A 12,076-nucleotide genomic window follows, 5' to 3' on the forward strand; every position below is an offset into this window, starting at 1 on the left:
CCCCTGCTGCACCTGCGACCGTTACAGGGGTTCCCGCCACAAGGGCGGGAATGACGAAGGCGCGGGTGGCCGCAATGGCTTGCAGGCCTATTTGGACCGCGCAGCCTTCTCGGCGAGGCCCGAAGTCCCCTCGCGGGCCGCCAGCTTGTCGGCCACGGCGTCGAGCGAGACGCCCGAGGCCGCCAGAAGGACCAGCCAGTGATAGAGCAGGTCGGCGCTCTCGGCGGCGATCTCATCGGGACCCTGGGCCACGGCGGCGATCACGGTCTCGACGGCTTCTTCGCCCAGCTTCTTGGCGGCCAGCGCAGGATCGGCCAGCAGCTTTGCGGTGTAGGACGCGGCCGGATCGCCGCCCTTGCGGCTGTCGATCGTGGCGGCCAGGCGCTCGAGGGTTTCGAACAGCCGGCTCATGCCGCGCCCTTCAGGTCGTCGAGGCGCACAGGAATGCCCGCCTCGGCCATGGCCCGCTTGGCCTCCCCGATGCTGATTTCGCCGAAGTGGAAGATCGAGGCGGCCAGCACGGCGGCGGCGTGGCCGTCGCGGGCGGCTTCGACGAGGTGTTCGGTCTTGCCCGCACCGCCCGAGGCGATCACCGGCACATTCACGGCGCCGGTCACGGCCTTCAGCAGCGGGATGTCGTAGCCGATCTTGGCCCCGTCGCGGTCCATCGAGGTCAGCAGGATCTCGCCGGCGCCGCGTTCGACGACTTTTGCTGCCCAGTCGACGACATCGAGACCGGTGTCCTTGCGGCCGCCATAGGTCCAGACGTTCCAGCCGGAGCCGTCCTCGCGCAGCTTGGCATCGATGGCCACCACCACGCACTGGGCCCCGAAGGCGTCGGCCCCGGCGGCGATCAGGTCGGGGTTTTCGACGGCGGCGGTATTGGTCGAGACCTTGTCGGCTCCGGCCAGCAGCAGGCGGCGCATGTCGGAGACCTGGCGGACGCCGCCGCCGACCGAGACCGGCATGAAACAGACCTCGGCCGTGCGGGCGATGACATCGAGGATCAGGCCGCGACCCTCGCTGGAGGCGGTGATGTCGAGGAACATCAGCTCATCGGCCCCGGCCGCGTCATAGGCGCGGGCCTGCTCCACCGGATCGCCGGCGTCGCGCAGGGCCACGAAATTGACGCCCTTGACCACCCGCCCGTCCTTCACGTCGAGGCAGGGAATGATCCGGGTCTTCAGCATCAGGCGGCCGCCACCGTCAGGGCCTCGGCCGGCTGGATGGTGCCGGCATAGAGCGAGCGACCCAGGATGGCTCCGGCGATCCTGACGCCCTTGCGGGCCTTCAGGCGTTCGATGTCGGCCACGGCGGCGACGCCGCCCGAGGCGATGACGGGGATCGAGACGGCGTCGGCCAGTTCGCCCACGCCCTCGACATTGACCCCGGTCAGGGCCCCGTCGCGGCTGATGTCGGTGACGATCAGGGCGGCGACCCCCACGTCTTCGAAGCGCTTGCCCAGGGTGATGGCGTCGAGGTCCGACAGGCCGGTCCAGCCGTCGATGGCTACCTTGCCGTCGCGCACGTCGACGGCCACGGCGATCTGCTCGGGCCACAGGCGGGCGGCCTTGCGGACGAGGTCGGGATCATGCACGGCGATGGTGCCGAGGATGACGCGCGACACGCCGGCCTCGATCCAGGCCTCGACGCCCTCCAGGGTGCGGATGCCGCCGCCCAGCTGGACGGGGATGGAGATCGACTCGAGGATCGACTGCACGGCGGCCGTATTGACCGACTTGCCCTCGATGGCCCCGTTCAGGTCGACGACGTGCAGCCAGGAGAAGCCGTCCTTCACGAAGCGCTCGGCCTGGTCGGCAGGGCTGTTGTTGAAGACCGTCGCCTTGTCCATGTCGCCATGCAGCAGGCGCACGCACTGGCCGTCCTTCAGGTCGATGGCGGGATAGAGGATCATGGGCGCCATTCCAGAAAGTTGGCGAGCAGGGACAGCCCTGCGGCTTGAGATTTCTCGGGGTGAAACTGTACGCCGGCCACATTGTCCCGAACCACCGCCGCCGTGAACGGGCCGCCGTGGTCGGTCGTCGCCAGGACATCGGCCGGATCGGACGGCGTCAGGGCGAAGGAGTTGGCGTAGTACATGTGCGCGCCGTCGGCGACGCCAGAAAACAGCGGGTGATCACGCGTCAGTCTGATCGCGTTCCAGCCCATGTGCGGAATGGTCAGGGACGGGTCGGCCGGCGCCAGTTTCCTGACCTCTCCGGCGATCCAGTCCAGGCCCGGTGTGACCCCGAACTCCAGGCCGCGGGTGGCCAGCAGCTGGTGGCCGACGCAGATGCCGAGGAACGGGGCCCCCCGGCCGTGAACGGCCTGGTTCATGGCCTCATAGACGCCCGAGGCGTCTAGGCCCGCCCGGCAGGAGGCAAAGGCCCCGACGCCGGGCAGCACCACGCGATCGGCGGCGGCCACGATGTCGGGCTGCGCCGTGACAACGATGTCAGTAGCGATCCCGTGGCGGCGGGCCGCCTCACGCAGGGCTTTCTCGGCCGAGCGCAGGTTGCCCGACCCGTAATCGATCAGGGCGACGGTCTGCATGAAATTCGCTTCCTACAGCACGCCCTTGGTGGAGGGGGCCTGGCCGCCGGTCTTGGGGTCGATCTCGACCGCCTGACGCAATGCCCGGGCCAGGGCCTTGAACCCGCTCTCGGCGACATGGTGGGTGTTGTCGCCGTACAGGGTCTCCAGATGGACGCAGGCCCCGCAGTTCATCGCGAACGCGTGGTGGAACTCCTTGAAGAGCTCGGTGTCCATCTCGCCGACCTTGGGTCGCTTGAAGTCGACCTTCCAGATCAGGTAGGGCCGGTTGGACAGGTCGATGGCGCAGCGCGTCAGGGTCTCGTCCATCGGAATATAGGCCGAGCCGAAGCGCCGGATGCCCTTGAAGCCGTCCAGCGCCTTGTTGATGGCCAGGCCCAGCACAATGCCGGTGTCTTCCACCGTGTGGTGCATGTCGATGTGCAGGTCGCCCTTGGTCTCGACCTTCAGGTCGAAGCCGCCATGGCGCGCGAAGCTCTCGAGCATATGGTCGTAGAAACCAATGCCGGTGGAGATCGTCGAGACACCGGTCCCGTCGAGATCGATCCAGACCCGGATCTGGGTCTCCTTCGTCTCGCGGACCACTTCAGCGGTGCGGGCCATGGTCTTCCTTCAGAGTCCGTTTTGGGCCGCGAGGTCCCGCAGGGTGACCTGCGGACGCGGACCATAGTGGGCGATCACCTCGGCGGCGGCCAGGGAGCCCAGCTGTCCGCAGACCGGCAGAGGGCGACCCTGGGAGAGGCCGTAGAGGAAACCCGCCGCGTATTGGTCGCCTGCGCCGGTGGTGTCCACGACTTTTTCGACCGGGTAGGCCGAGATTTCGTGGATCTGACCCCCGGCGACCACGACCGAGCCCTTTTCGCCCCGGGTGATGGCGGCGATCTCGCTGCGGGCGGCGATGGCCTTTACGGCGGCGTCGAAGTCCTGGGTTTCAAACAGCGAGCAGATCTCGTCCTCATTGGCGAAGACGATGTCGCACTGGGTTTCGATGAAGCCCAGCAGCGCCCCGCGATGGCGGTCGACCATGAAGCTGTCGCTGAGGGTCATGGAAATCATCCGGCCCGCGCCGTGACACAGGGCGGCGGCCTTGGCGAAGGCGCGGCGGGCTTCGGGCGGGTCGAACAGGTAGCCTTCAAGATAGGAATAGCGGGCTGCCTCGATGATCGCCGGATCGACGTCGGCCGGGGTCAGCTCGACGCAGGCCCCGAGATAGGTGCCCATCGTGCGCTGGGCGTCGGGCGTGACATTGATCAGGCACTGGGCCGTGGCCGGGCCCTCGATCAGCGGCGCGGTGGTGAAGGCGCAGCCGATGGCCTTCATGTCATGGCGGAATACATGACCCAGCTGGTCGTCGGCGACCTTGCCGATAAAGGCGGCCTTACCCCCGAAGCTGGCGACGCCGGCGACGGTATTGGCGGCGCTGCCGCCCGAGGCCTCGATGGCCGCGGCCATGACGTCGTAGAGGCTGGCCGCCCGGGCCGGATCGATCAGGGCCATCGAGCCCTTCACCAGGCCCTCGCGCTCAAGGAAGGCGTCGTCGCACTGGGCAATGACGTCGACGATGGCGTTGCCGATGGCGGCGACGTCGTAGAGAGCGGTCATGGAGATCGACAAGCCTTTGAAAGCGCTGGCGCGGAACGGAGGTTCGAAGGGCGGCAAGTAAAGGATGCAGGCCGTCAAGGCAACGCGAGCCTTGCCGACCCCGGCCTGGCATTCTAACCCAAACCCATGACCGATATCCTTATTCTGGCCCCCGCCGCCGATGAGCCCCGGTTCGCAACCGGCTGGGACCCGCTGTTTCAGCGTCTGGCCCGCCCCCTGCGGGCCCGGGGCCTGACGGTCGAGGCCCAGGCCTGGACCGAGCCGGTGGCGGCTGACCGCGCCCAGCTGGTGATGCCGTCGATCGCCTGGGGCTATCACCTGCGCCAGGCCGACTGGTTCGCTCAGCTGGACGCCTGGGAGGCCGACGAGGTGCCGGTGCTCAATCCGGTCCCGACCCTGCGCTGGAACACCACCAAGACCTATCTGGTCGAGCTGGAAGGCAAGGGCGCGCCGGTGGTGCCGACCCACGCCCATGACCGCCTGACCGAAGAGGCCCTGCTGGCGGCCTTTGACGCCTTCGGGGTCGATGAGCTGGTGGTAAAGCCGCAGATCTCCGGCGGCTCGCAGGACACGGTGCGGGTCCGGCGCCATGCCGCCCTTGAGGGCGGCCCGTCCGGTCCGGCCCTGATCCAGCCCTTCCTGCCGGCCGTCGGCGAGGAGGGCGAGCTGTCGCTGTTCTATTTCGACGGGGTGTTCAGTCACGCCGTGGCCAAGGTCGCGGCGCGCGGGGATTTCCGGGTCCAGCCGCAGTTCGGTGGTCAGGTTTCCGGGGTCGCGCCGGAGCCGGAGGCATTGCGCGCCGCCCAGATGGTGCTGGAGGCGGCCGACCGTCCCCTGACCTATGCGCGCATCGACCTGATCCGGGGCCTGGACCACACGCCGCAGCTGATGGAGCTGGAGGTCATCGAACCGGACCTGTTTCTGGAACATGCCCACGACCATGGGGCGGCCTTTGCGGCGGCGGTGGCGGCCCGACTCTAATCTCCGGGCGGGGGACTGGAGAACCGCCTGGGCCGTCCTATCTCTCCTGTAACCGAAGGAGTTGCTGATGCCCGACCTTTCCGCCTTCCCGATCACGAGCCGCTGGCCCGCGCAGCATCCCGATCGCCTGCAGCTCTACTCGCTGCCCACGCCCAACGGGGTGAAGGTGTCGATCATGCTGGAGGAGATCGGCCTGCCGTATGAGCCGCACCTGATCAATATCGGGGCCAACGAAACCTGGATCCCGGAATATCTGGCGCTCAATCCCAACGGCAAGATCCCGGCGATCATCGACCCGGACGGGCCTGGCGGTCAGCCCGTGGGCCTGTGGGAGTCCGGCGCGATCCTGCTCTATCTGGCGGAAAAGACCGGCAAGCTGCTGCCGGCCGATCCGGTCGCCCGGATCGAGACCATCCAGTGGGTGTTCTTCCAGATGGCGGCGGTCGGCCCGATGTTTGGCCAGATGGGCTTCTTCCACAAGTTTGCCGGCAAGGACATCGAGGACAAGCGTCCGCGCGACCGCTACGCCGCCGAAAGCAAGCGCCTGCTGGGCGTGCTGGAGGGCCGTCTGGCCGACCGCGACTTCCTGATGGGCGAGGACTTCACCATCGCCGATGTGTCGATGATCGGCTGGGTGCGGGCCGTGGTCAGCTTCTATGAGGCCGGCGAGCTGGTCGACTATGCCGCCCTGAAGGCGGTGCCGGCCTGGCTGGAGCGCTGTCTGGCGCGTCCGGCCGTGCAGCGCGGTCTCAACATTCCCGCAAGGCCCTAGAGCGCGTTCCGAATAGCGGGAACCGGCTCTAGTCCTTCGGTGCGGGCGGCGGTTCGTCGCCGCCCGCAAAGCCGGGCAGGCTCCAGCCCAGCACGATGGCGCAGGCCCGCAGGCCGAACGCCGAGGCGAAGCCGGCCAGCCCCGCCGGCCAGAAGGCCACGCCCAGCAGCTGAAGCACGGCAAACACACTGGCCCCCAGCAGGGCGGCGGTGATGTAGATCTCGCGGCGCAGCAGCAGGTTGGGCTCTTCGGCCAGCACATCGCGGATCACGCCGCCGAAGGCGGTGGTCAGGACGCCCATGACCACGGCGGTGACCGGGTGCACGCCGAGACTCAAGGCCTTGGCGGTGCCGACCACCGCATAGGCAGCCATGCCCAGGGCATCGAGCCAGAGCAGGGCCGAGAACCGCCAGCCGCGCTTGCCCAGCGACCAGACTACTGTGGCTGCCGCCAGACAGGCGAGGATGTAGCCGGGGCGCTGGATCCAGAACACCGGCGCGCCGATCAGCAGATCGCGCAGGGTCCCGCCCCCGACGCCGGTGATCGCGGCGAAAAAGCCGAAGGTGATGATGTCATGCTTGCGCCGGGCAGCAGCCAGGGCCCCGGTGGCCCCGAACACCGCCGCGGCGGCATAGTCGAGCCAGAAAAGGGTGGCCTGGAGGGGATCGGTCAGGGGGTCCATGCGCGTTGATGCCATGGCGGCGCGCCCGGCGTGAACCCTGTCGCGGTAATATCTGATTTACACTTTCGCCGGCTCGACTAAAGGAGCGCGGATGAGCGAGACCCCCGAGCAGAAAAAAGGCTGGTTGCAGCGCCTGACGTCCGGCCTGGCCCGGTCGTCCAAGGCCGTGACCGAACAGGTCGCCGGGACCTTCACCAAGAAGCCCCTCGACCAGGAGCAGCTCGACGCCCTGGAAGAAATGCTGATCGAGGCCGATCTGGGCCCGCAGATCGCGGCCCGGATCACCGAGGCGTTCGGCAAGGCCCGGTTTGGCAAGTCCTCGACCGAGCGCGAGGTCAAGGAAGCCCTGGCCGAGCTGGTCGCCGCCGAGCTCGCCGACCGCGAGGGCCGCTTTGACGCCCTGTCGGGGCCGCGTCCCTATGTGGTGCTGTTCATCGGCGTCAACGGCTCGGGCAAGACCACGACCCTGGGCAAGATCGCCGCCGACCTGACCGAGAAGGGGGCCCGCGTCCTGATCGCCGCCGGCGACACCTTCCGCGCCGCCGCCGTCGAACAGCTGAAGGTCTGGGCGGACCGGGCCGGGGCCGACTTCATGTCCAAGCCCACAGGGTCCGACGCCGCGGCCCTGGCCTATGAGGCCGTTGAGCGGGCCAAGGCCGAGCACTATGACGTGGTTCTGATCGATACCGCCGGCCGGTTGCAGAACAAGCAGGGCCTGATGGACGAGCTGCTCAAGGTCATCCGGGTCGTGAAGAAGGTCGATCCGGATTATCCGCACGAGACGCTTCTGGTGCTGGACGCCACGGTGGGCCGCAACGCGCTCGCCCAGGAAAAGATCTTCGGCAACCAGGTCGGGGTGTCTGGAATTGTCATGACCAAGCTGGACGGCACCGCGCGCGGCGGGGTGCTGGTGCCGGTGGCCCGCGCCAGCGACAGCCCGATCAAGTTGATCGGGGTGGGTGAGGGGGTTGAGGACCTGCAACCCTTCGATGCCCGCGCCTTCTCGCGCTCGCTGGTCGGTCTGGAGGACGAGGCATGAGCCAGGCCAGCACCAAGTCGGCCGGCTGGGTCCGGACGGTCGTCGACTACGGCGCGACAATCGCCTTCGGCGTGACCTGGTTCATCACCCGCGATTTCCAGAAGGCCACCTGGGCCCTGGTGGCGGCTTCGGCGGCGGCCCTGGCCGTGGGCTATGCGGTCGAGCGGCGTCTGGCCCTGATGCCGCTGTTCTTCGGCGGCATGGCCCTGGTGTTCGGCATCCTGGGTCTGGTTTTCCATTCCGACGTCTTCCTGAAGGTCAAGGTCACGGTGATCAACCTGTCCCTGGCCGCCTTCCTGTTCGGCGGGCTGCTGACCGGCCGCGCCCCGTTGAAGCTTCTGATGGGCGAGGCCCTGCACATGGCCGATACGGCCTGGCGGACCCTGACCCTGCGCTACGGCCTCTATTTCACGGCGGTGGCGCTCGCCAACGAGGCGGTACGTCTGACCCAGTCTACCGATACCTGGGTCAAGTTCCGTCTCGGCCTGCTGCCGCTGGCCTTCATCTTCATTCTCAGCCAGTTGCCCTTCATGATGAAGCACATGGCCAAGGGCGACGAGCCGGGCTCGGCCGAGCCGCCGGACGCCGGCTTCTAGGGCCCGGCCGCCGGGCTTCCGCCGTTCACGGACCATTGTCGTTAAACCGACGCGTAAGGGTGCTACGTCCCTCTCCGTCGACGGATCAGACGAGGGCGGAGTCATGGCCAAGACCAGGAACGACAAGGGCGGTGGTCTTCTGGCCCGGTCGCCCAGCCACCTGCTGCACCGGGTGCTGCAGCTGGCGCTCGATATCTATGCCGAGGAATGTGGCGCGGCCGGGATCACCCAGCGCCAGTTTGCCGTGCTGTCGGCTGTCGCCGAGAACGAGGGGGTCACCCAGACCGCCCTGGTCAAGGCCACCGGCATCGACCGCTCCACCCTGGCCGACATGGTCGCCCGGATGATCGCCAAGGGCCATCTGGAGCGCCAGCGCTCCGATCAGGATGCCCGGGCCAACAGCGTGCGCCTGTCGCCCTCGGGCCGGGCCATGCTGGAAGAGATCGCGCCGATGGTCGCCATGGCCGATGCCCGCATCCTGGCCCTGCTCAAGCCGGGCAAGCGCGAAGGCTTCCTCGACCTGCTGTCCGATATGGCCGGCGCCGACTTGCATCCGGCCGAGGCCGAGCCGGCCAAGGTCAAGAAGCTGAAGGCCGACAAGCCGAAGAAAGACAAGAAGCCCAAGAAGGACAAGGCCGCCAAGAAGGCGGCCTGAACTTGCTCTGTGCTGTGTAGGTCAGGCTCAGTCCAGAAGTCTGACCGCCACACCAAGGTCCGCCGCCGCGAGCGCAAGGCGGCGGTCCAGGGTGACCAGCAGATGCTCGCCGCGCCGACAGATGGCCGCATGCAGGGCATCGGGCGCGCGTAGCGTCAGATCAAAGCGCCTTACGAAGACATGAGCCAGGCGGATATCCGCCGGCTGCACGTCGACATCCCGGGCATGGGCACGCCAGGCGTCGAGATCGGCGAGGCGTTCGGCGGCGTCTGCGGCGTCCATCAGGCGGGTCCGCACCAGGCGCGAGAGGGCTGACGCCACCTCGGCCGCCGCAAACTCGCTGATGATCGGCTGCTCTGTCAGGCCCTCGATGAACCGGTCCACCAGGGCGCTGGCGGGTTCCTCGATCAGGACCGGCAGGATGACACTGGCGTCCAGATAGACGCTCAAGTCTCCGGGTCCTCATAGAGTTGGTTCAGAAGGTCCACCGCGCTGACGCTGACAGGCTTGCGGATCTTGCGCCGGGCCTTGAGCCAGTCATAGGTTGCCGGTGTTGGGCGGGGGCTGGAGGGCAGCATCGGCCGAAGCTCAGCGACGGCCTTGCCATGGCGCGTGATGATTACCTCTTCCCCGTCAAGCGCGCGGTCGATCAGGGACGGCAGACCATTCTTGGCATCGGCGACACTGTAGCGGCTCATGGGCACCCCACTATGGCTATAACTATAGCCATAAACTGGAAGGCAGCAAGTTTGGCCGTTAAACCACGATATTCAGCAGCGAGCCCGGGCGCAGGATCTTCTGCGGCTGGGCTTCGGGCTGGACGAAGGGGCGGGCCGGCGGCTGGCGCTGGGGTTGCGCCTGGGTCTGGGCCTGCATCTGCACCGAGGCCGCCGCCTGGGCCGGGCGAGCCGCCGCCGCATCGCCGAGTGCCGCCTGGAAGAAGGCCGAGCGCGTCGCCGCGCCGCCGCCAGACGCGGGCGTCGCGGTCGTCCTGGCCGGAACATTGGGCCAGCCTGCGGGGCGAACAGTGCTCATGACTCGACGTCTAACATGGTTAACGGAGAGTGTGCGAGCAGGGTTAGCGGTGGGTTAACGCCGTGAGGCTGCGACCCGACGGCGCACCTTGAAAACGGTCATTCCAGGCGCTGAGCTTCCGGTGGTCCCGGCTGGGCGCGCGTCGTGCTGGGCCGGGATCACAGCTTCTATCGCGCCTTGGCCAGCAGGTTTTCAGCCGCATCCGGGGTCAGGGGACCGGTGTGCTTGGCCAGGATCATGCCGTCGGCGCCGATCAGAAACGTCTCGGGCACCCCGGTGACGCCGAACTCCAGCCCGGCCCGGCCGTCGCGGTCGACAAGGCGGGCGGCGAACGGATCGCCCAGCCGGGTCAGGAAGGCCTGGGTATTGGCCGGCGCATCCTTGTAGGCGACACCGATCACGGTCACGCCCTGGGCCTTCAGCGCCATCAGTTGCGGATGCTCGATCTCGCAGGGGGCGCACCAGGAGGCGAAGAAGTTGACCAGCACCGGGCCGCCGGCCAGGCTTTTCAGGGCTTGCGGCTGGCCGCTGTCGAGGTCGGGCAGGGTCAGGGCCGGCATCGGCTTGCCGACCATGGCGTGGGGCGAGACCCTGGGGTCGCGCTTCAGGGCATAGCCGGCGAACAGCACGGCCAGCAGGGCCAGGACGATCAGCGGCGAGAAGGCCAGCCAGCGCTTCACGCTTTAGGCTCCCCGGCCCCGGCCTTGACCTCGGCCTGCAGGCGCTCCAGTTCCCGCTTCCAGTGACGGGCCCTGGCCAGGCTGTCACCGATCATCCAGGCAAAGGCCAGGACCGAGATCCCGAAGGCCGGCCACATGTAGACCGCATATTTTCCGGCGTCGAAATCCAGATGCATGTCAGCGCCCTCTTCAGCGCTCGGCCAGACGCAGGGCCAGGGCCCGGGCCTTGCGCCGCCGGACGAGCGCGCGGATCCGCACCAGCCACAGCGACCCGAAGGCCGACAGATAGGCCAGGGTCATCAGGGCCCAGGGCCACAGATAGACGGCCGGCAGGCGGTTTTCCGGGGCCGCAAACAGGGTCGAGGACCCCTGGTGCAGGGTGTTCCACCACTCGACCGAGAACTTGACGACCGGCAGGTTGATCAGCCCGACCAGGGCCAGGATGGCGGCGGCGCGGGCCGCCTTCTGCTCGTCCTCAAGGGCCGAGCGCAGGGCCAGATAGCCCAGATAGAACAGGAACAGCACCAGCACCGAGGTCATGCGGGCGTCCCACTGCCACCAGGTGCCCCACATGGGCTTGCCCCACAGCGAGCCGGTGACCAGGGCGAGGGCTGTGAACACCGCGCCCAGCGGCGCGCAGGCCTGGGCGGCGGCATCGGCCAGGGCGTGGCGGAAGATCAGGGCCAGCAGGCTGGCGATGCCCAGGAACAGATAGATGAGCATGCTCATCACGGCGGCCGGCACGTGGATGAACATCATCCGCACGGTATCGTGCTGCTGGTAGTCCTCGGGGGCGGCAAAGGTCAGGTACAGACCGACCAGGCCCAGCACGCCGGCAATGGCCCCGAACATCGGTGCGGCCCAGCGCGAGAACGCCATGAAGCGTTCCGGATTGGTCAGGAAATCAAGCGGGTGTCGGGCGTCCATGAAGTGCTGATTAGAGCTCCCGATGAACGCCCGCAATGCGTATCAACCCTGATCAGCTCGGCTTGCGCTTGATGATCACGGTCCGCTCTTCCCTGCGCTCGCCCATCGGGTGGCCGTCCTGGCGGGCTTCGATGCGCCGGACCATCATGCGGGGTCCCCCCATTTCCGGACCGAGAGCGTCGAAAGCCTTCTGCTGGGCGGGCGACAGGGCGGCGTAGAAGGCCTTGGTCGCGGCGGCGCGCTTCTGGAAGGTTTCGGCCATCCGGGTCATGTGCTGGGCCTGGCGGTCAAGGCGCTCGGGTGTGGTCAGACGGTCATCGCCGTCATCGTCCATATCGTCGGGCTTCATGGCGTCCTTCATCGCGCCGGGACCGGTCGCGTCGAGATAGGACTTCAGGGCGCTGTCCTGGTCCGGACGCAGCTGCAGCACGTCGCGCAGATGCTGCGCGTGGGCGGCCGGATCGCCGTGACCACCCATCCGCCCCATCATCACCATGGCATGGCCGCCGGCCATCATGGCTTCCATGGGCGGCATCGGCGGCCATGCCATGGTG

The 12,076-nt window shown here is 67.9% G+C and carries 19 protein-coding genes; 5 read left to right on the forward strand and 14 right to left on the reverse strand.

Translation table 11 applies throughout. From position 1 onward, the window contains the following. Nucleotides 1–87: 87 nt before the first annotated feature. From DBR10_RS02495 to DBR10_RS02520, 6 genes are read right to left on the reverse strand one after another with little or no spacing between them, the layout of a single operon-like run. Nucleotides 88–411 (reverse strand): phosphoribosyl-ATP diphosphatase, encoded by a 324-nt coding sequence (locus DBR10_RS02495; RefSeq protein ID WP_108506036.1) that lies wholly within the window; start codon nt 409–411, stop codon nt 88–90. Beyond that, nucleotides 408–1,190, reverse strand: a complete 783-nt coding sequence (hisF, locus tag DBR10_RS02500) for an imidazole glycerol phosphate synthase subunit HisF (protein ID WP_108506035.1) — start codon at nt 1,188–1,190, stop codon at nt 408–410. Before hisF ends, DBR10_RS02495 begins: the two co-directional genes overlap by 4 nt. Continuing rightward, the gene (hisA, locus tag DBR10_RS02505) at nt 1,190–1,924 is read right to left on the reverse strand and encodes a 1-(5-phosphoribosyl)-5-[(5-phosphoribosylamino)methylideneamino]imidazole-4-carboxamide isomerase (protein WP_199223628.1); all 735 of its coding nucleotides are present in this window, start codon (nt 1,922–1,924) and stop codon (nt 1,190–1,192) included. Before hisA ends, hisF begins: the two co-directional genes overlap by 1 nt. Then, nucleotides 1,912–2,553: an imidazole glycerol phosphate synthase subunit HisH gene (gene hisH / locus DBR10_RS02510; protein WP_108489559.1), complete on the reverse strand. Its 642-nt coding sequence runs from the start codon at nt 2,551–2,553 to the stop codon at nt 1,912–1,914. The genes hisA and hisH overlap by 13 nt, the downstream gene beginning before the upstream one ends. A gap of 12 nt (nt 2,554–2,565) precedes the next feature. Further along, entirely contained in the window at nt 2,566–3,156 is a 591-nt protein-coding gene (gene hisB, locus DBR10_RS02515; protein ID WP_108506034.1) for an imidazoleglycerol-phosphate dehydratase HisB, read from the reverse strand. 9 nt (nt 3,157–3,165) lie between these two features. After that, nucleotides 3,166–4,155, reverse strand: coding sequence for an adenosine kinase (locus DBR10_RS02520; RefSeq protein ID WP_108489936.1), 990 nt, complete (start codon nt 4,153–4,155; stop codon nt 3,166–3,168). 126 nt (nt 4,156–4,281) lie between these two features. Between DBR10_RS02520 and DBR10_RS02525 the strand changes: the two genes are divergently transcribed. Further along, entirely contained in the window at nt 4,282–5,136 is an 855-nt protein-coding gene (locus DBR10_RS02525; RefSeq protein ID WP_108489935.1) for an ATP-grasp domain-containing protein, read from the forward strand. A gap of 67 nt (nt 5,137–5,203) precedes the next feature. Continuing rightward, nucleotides 5,204–5,908: a glutathione S-transferase N-terminal domain-containing protein gene (locus DBR10_RS02530; protein WP_108506033.1), complete on the forward strand. Its 705-nt coding sequence runs from the start codon at nt 5,204–5,206 to the stop codon at nt 5,906–5,908. Nucleotides 5,909–5,936: 28 nt separating this feature from the next. Here the strand turns inward: DBR10_RS02530 and DBR10_RS02535 are convergent, their stop codons facing one another. Continuing rightward, a complete protein-coding gene (locus DBR10_RS02535; RefSeq protein ID WP_108506032.1) occupies nt 5,937–6,590 on the reverse strand; it encodes a trimeric intracellular cation channel family protein in 654 nt (217 codons plus the stop codon). A gap of 91 nt (nt 6,591–6,681) precedes the next feature. Between DBR10_RS02535 and ftsY the strand changes: the two genes are divergently transcribed. The 3 genes from ftsY to DBR10_RS02550 all read left to right on the forward strand — a co-directional run bounded on the left by ftsY (nt 6,682) and on the right by DBR10_RS02550 (nt 8,880). After that, on the forward strand, nt 6,682–7,629 hold the full coding sequence (gene ftsY, locus DBR10_RS02540; RefSeq protein ID WP_108506031.1) for a signal recognition particle-docking protein FtsY: 948 nt from the start codon (nt 6,682–6,684) through the stop codon (nt 7,627–7,629). Further along, complete coding sequence (locus tag DBR10_RS02545; RefSeq protein ID WP_108506030.1) at nt 7,626–8,225, forward strand: inner membrane-spanning protein YciB; 600 nt, start codon at nt 7,626–7,628, stop codon at nt 8,223–8,225. Before ftsY ends, DBR10_RS02545 begins: the two co-directional genes overlap by 4 nt. Nucleotides 8,226–8,328: 103 nt before the next feature. Then, nucleotides 8,329–8,880, forward strand: a complete 552-nt coding sequence (locus DBR10_RS02550; protein ID WP_108506029.1) for a MarR family winged helix-turn-helix transcriptional regulator — start codon at nt 8,329–8,331, stop codon at nt 8,878–8,880. Between the two features lie 27 nt (nt 8,881–8,907). Here DBR10_RS02550 and DBR10_RS02555 read toward each other — a convergent pair whose 3' ends face one another. The 7 genes from DBR10_RS02555 to DBR10_RS02585 all read right to left on the reverse strand — a co-directional run. Then, complete coding sequence (locus DBR10_RS02555; protein WP_108506028.1) at nt 8,908–9,330, reverse strand: type II toxin-antitoxin system VapC family toxin; 423 nt, start codon at nt 9,328–9,330, stop codon at nt 8,908–8,910. Further along, nucleotides 9,327–9,578 carry a type II toxin-antitoxin system Phd/YefM family antitoxin gene (locus tag DBR10_RS02560; RefSeq protein WP_199223626.1) on the reverse strand — a complete coding sequence of 84 codons (252 nt, stop codon included), beginning with the start codon at nt 9,576–9,578 and terminating at the stop codon, nt 9,327–9,329. Before DBR10_RS02560 ends, DBR10_RS02555 begins: the two co-directional genes overlap by 4 nt. 58 nt (nt 9,579–9,636) lie before the next feature. After that, nucleotides 9,637–9,915: a hypothetical protein gene (locus tag DBR10_RS02565; protein ID WP_108506026.1), complete on the reverse strand. Its 279-nt coding sequence runs from the start codon at nt 9,913–9,915 to the stop codon at nt 9,637–9,639. A gap of 167 nt (nt 9,916–10,082) precedes the next feature. Continuing rightward, entirely contained in the window at nt 10,083–10,595 is a 513-nt protein-coding gene (locus DBR10_RS02570) for a DsbE family thiol:disulfide interchange protein (protein WP_108490289.1), read from the reverse strand. Beyond that, nucleotides 10,592–10,771: a heme exporter protein CcmD gene (gene ccmD, locus DBR10_RS02575; protein ID WP_108490290.1), complete on the reverse strand. Its 180-nt coding sequence runs from the start codon at nt 10,769–10,771 to the stop codon at nt 10,592–10,594. Before ccmD ends, DBR10_RS02570 begins: the two co-directional genes overlap by 4 nt. Nucleotides 10,772–10,784: 13 nt before the next feature. Further along, nucleotides 10,785–11,522 carry a heme ABC transporter permease CcmC gene (gene ccmC, locus DBR10_RS02580; RefSeq protein WP_108490291.1) on the reverse strand — a complete coding sequence of 246 codons (738 nt, stop codon included), beginning with the start codon at nt 11,520–11,522 and terminating at the stop codon, nt 10,785–10,787. 52 nt (nt 11,523–11,574) lie between these two features. Further along, on the reverse strand, nt 11,575–12,076 hold a 502-nt coding region (locus DBR10_RS02585; protein ID WP_108556121.1), incomplete at its 5' end, for a Spy/CpxP family protein refolding chaperone.

The organism is Caulobacter sp. HMWF025 (genome assembly GCF_003060965.1).
Classification (GTDB): Bacteria; Pseudomonadota; Alphaproteobacteria; order Caulobacterales; family Caulobacteraceae; genus Caulobacter.

Bases quoted from the DNA above. Each gene is read 5' to 3' on its own strand.
- DBR10_RS02495 (WP_108506036.1), bottom strand. From the start codon at position 411: ATGAGCCGGCTGTTCGAAACCCTCGAGCGCCTGGCCGCCACGATCGAC.
- hisF (WP_108506035.1), bottom strand. From the start codon at position 1,190: ATGCTGAAGACCCGGATCATTCCCTGCCTCGACGTGAAGGACGGGCGG.
- hisA (WP_199223628.1), bottom strand. From the start codon at position 1,924: ATGGCGCCCATGATCCTCTATCCCGCCATCGACCTGAAGGACGGCCAG.
- hisH (WP_108489559.1), bottom strand. From the start codon at position 2,553: ATGCAGACCGTCGCCCTGATCGATTACGGGTCGGGCAACCTGCGCTCG.
- hisB (WP_108506034.1), bottom strand. From the start codon at position 3,156: ATGGCCCGCACCGCTGAAGTGGTCCGCGAGACGAAGGAGACCCAGATC.
- DBR10_RS02520 (WP_108489936.1), bottom strand. From the start codon at position 4,155: ATGACCGCTCTCTACGACGTCGCCGCCATCGGCAACGCCATCGTCGAC.
- DBR10_RS02525 (WP_108489935.1), top strand. From the start codon at position 4,282: ATGACCGATATCCTTATTCTGGCCCCCGCCGCCGATGAGCCCCGGTTC.
- DBR10_RS02530 (WP_108506033.1), top strand. From the start codon at position 5,204: ATGCCCGACCTTTCCGCCTTCCCGATCACGAGCCGCTGGCCCGCGCAG.
- DBR10_RS02535 (WP_108506032.1), bottom strand. From the start codon at position 6,590: ATGGACCCCCTGACCGATCCCCTCCAGGCCACCCTTTTCTGGCTCGAC.
- ftsY (WP_108506031.1), top strand. From the start codon at position 6,682: ATGAGCGAGACCCCCGAGCAGAAAAAAGGCTGGTTGCAGCGCCTGACG.
- DBR10_RS02545 (WP_108506030.1), top strand. From the start codon at position 7,626: ATGAGCCAGGCCAGCACCAAGTCGGCCGGCTGGGTCCGGACGGTCGTC.
- DBR10_RS02550 (WP_108506029.1), top strand. From the start codon at position 8,329: ATGGCCAAGACCAGGAACGACAAGGGCGGTGGTCTTCTGGCCCGGTCG.
- DBR10_RS02560 (WP_199223626.1), bottom strand. From the start codon at position 9,578: ATGAGCCGCTACAGTGTCGCCGATGCCAAGAATGGTCTGCCGTCCCTG.
- DBR10_RS02565 (WP_108506026.1), bottom strand. From the start codon at position 9,915: ATGAGCACTGTTCGCCCCGCAGGCTGGCCCAATGTTCCGGCCAGGACG.
- ccmD (WP_108490290.1), bottom strand. From the start codon at position 10,771: ATGCATCTGGATTTCGACGCCGGAAAATATGCGGTCTACATGTGGCCG.
- ccmC (WP_108490291.1), bottom strand. From the start codon at position 11,522: ATGGACGCCCGACACCCGCTTGATTTCCTGACCAATCCGGAACGCTTC.